The organism is Abditibacteriota bacterium (assembly GCA_017552965.1).
Taxonomy (GTDB): Bacteria; Armatimonadota; UBA5829; order UBA5829; family UBA5829; genus RGIG7931.
In genome coordinates this window covers 1-1,564 of the sequence record JAFZNQ010000098.1, presented here as the reverse complement: position 1 = coordinate 1,564, position 1,564 = coordinate 1, and the positions used below count along the sequence as shown (strand labels likewise).

The following is a 1,564-nucleotide window of genomic DNA, read 5'->3' as shown; positions in this document are numbered from 1 at the left end:
CGGACCGGCACGCCGTCCTCATAGGCCGGCTCGCTTTTCCGGAAAAGGCAGACGCCGGTCAGCAGCCTGTCCTCACAGATCATAATCCTTCTCCCATACCTCGCTGGTGCCGGAAAGAGAAAGGCTCTTGTCCTCAAAGCCCTGCTCCCTCACTCTCGCCGCCAGTTCCCGGAGCATCCGCGCCCGGTCCTCGTAGCGCACGGTCAGGCCGCCTTCCTCGCTGACGGACACAGGCTCCGACTCCAGGCGGCGGATCTCTCCCTGTGCCAGCAGCACCAAAGCGCCGTCAAAGCCGCAGGAGGCTATGAGCCCGTCCAAAAAAGTGTCCGCCCAGCCGCCTCCCTCCGGGTCGCCCGTAAGGAGCATTCTCAAAGTCTCTCTTTTATTCATCTCTCCTCCCTTTTCCCGCACAGTTCGTCCAGCCGTTCCATAAAATCCCTGTCCCCCCGGCGGCTCTCTATCAGGTCCCGAAGGGCTATGTATTCAAGAGCCATATTTACCTCGCCGGGGCTGAGCATGAGCGCCTCCCTCAGGGGGATGCGCCACAGCTCGCACACCCGCATGTAGGGATACCACCGGGGAAGCCGGGGCGTATAGGCGCCCCGGAACCGGCTCCCCGTCAGGAGCCAGTGCCGGAGCCGGGAGCTTCCCCCTCCGGCTCACCGGTCTCTCTGGAAATGGCCCGGGATATCCTCTCTATGACTCCGTCGGGCAGCCTGTCAAAGGTGTCGGCGCACACAGGCGCCGGCTCCCCGGGTGCAAGCAGCAGGTCCCACTCGGCAATGACGGCTGAAAGGTAGTCCTTCAGGGCCTTGTCGGGGTCTTCGCCCAGGAAGTATTTATCTCTCTCCGCCCGGCAGAGAGCCCCGATATTTATGGTGATATTCAGCTCTCCGGCGCCGGCGATATTCACCCGGATACGCTTCCGTCGGGAAGCTATGTCTTCAAGTGTCAGCATGCTATTCCCCCGTATCCACGGCGGCGGTGATGATGCCGCCGGCGTTCTCCACTATGGCAAAGGAGCCGGTGTAGCTCTTCACCAGCTGCTGCTCGTCGGCGTAGCCCCGGGACTCCAGGCACACGGCGGAAAAGCCGATGGAAAAAGAGGCTCCGTCAGTAGTGTTGGAAACGGTCCAGGCCTCCGTCTGGGTGCCGAAGAAGGAGCCCACGTTGGACGGGTCGGCGTCCACTCCGATGCTGAAGGCGCCCTGAAGCTTCGGGCAGCCGGTGAAGGAAGGAGTGGAAGCGTAGCCGTAATAGCCGGCCTTGGAGAGCCCGGACACCTCCACGTTCACCGAATACCAGTCGGACACCACCGCCCCCGCCCGGGTGACCCGGGTGCCGCCGGCGCCCTGGGGGGTCTGCCTGCCCCGGGGAACGATGAGGCAGCGTCCGCTCTCCTGCCATTCCGGCTCCGCTGAGGTTGCGCCGGGAGAGCCCTCAAGAGTGAACTCCCACTCAGGCTCGCCGTTCTTCTGGCTGAACTTCCAGCCGGTGACCGACATATTCTCATAGAGATAGCCGTTGTAATACAGTGAATAGGCCGCGGGCTGGCTGAAGCTTG

At 63.0% G+C, this 1,564-nt stretch carries 4 protein-coding genes; all 4 read right to left on the bottom strand.

The window, feature by feature from the left end:
- Positions 1-72 precede the first annotated feature (72 nt).
- Positions 73-390 carry a hypothetical protein gene (locus IK083_07990; GenBank protein MBR4749493.1) on the bottom strand — a complete coding sequence of 106 codons (318 nt, stop codon included), beginning with the start codon at positions 388-390 and terminating at the stop codon, positions 73-75.
- Complete coding sequence (locus IK083_07985; GenBank protein ID MBR4749492.1) at positions 387-563, bottom strand: hypothetical protein; 177 nt, start codon at positions 561-563, stop codon at positions 387-389. The genes IK083_07990 and IK083_07985 overlap by 4 nt, the downstream gene beginning before the upstream one ends.
- Positions 564-619: 56 nt before the next feature.
- Positions 620-958 (bottom strand): hypothetical protein, encoded by a 339-nt coding sequence (locus IK083_07980; GenBank protein ID MBR4749491.1) that lies wholly within the window; start codon positions 956-958, stop codon positions 620-622.
- 1 nt (position 959) lies between these two features.
- The coding region (locus tag IK083_07975; protein MBR4749490.1) for a hypothetical protein at positions 960-1,564 on the bottom strand (605 nt) is incomplete at its 5' end.

Bases quoted from the DNA above. Each gene is read 5' to 3' on its own strand.
- IK083_07980 (MBR4749491.1), bottom strand. From the start codon at position 958: ATGCTGACACTTGAAGACATAGCTTCCCGACGGAAGCGTATCCGGGTG.
- IK083_07990 (MBR4749493.1), bottom strand. From the start codon at position 390: ATGAATAAAAGAGAGACTTTGAGAATGCTCCTTACGGGCGACCCGGAG.
- IK083_07985 (MBR4749492.1), bottom strand. From the start codon at position 563: ATGCGGGTGTGCGAGCTGTGGCGCATCCCCCTGAGGGAGGCGCTCATG.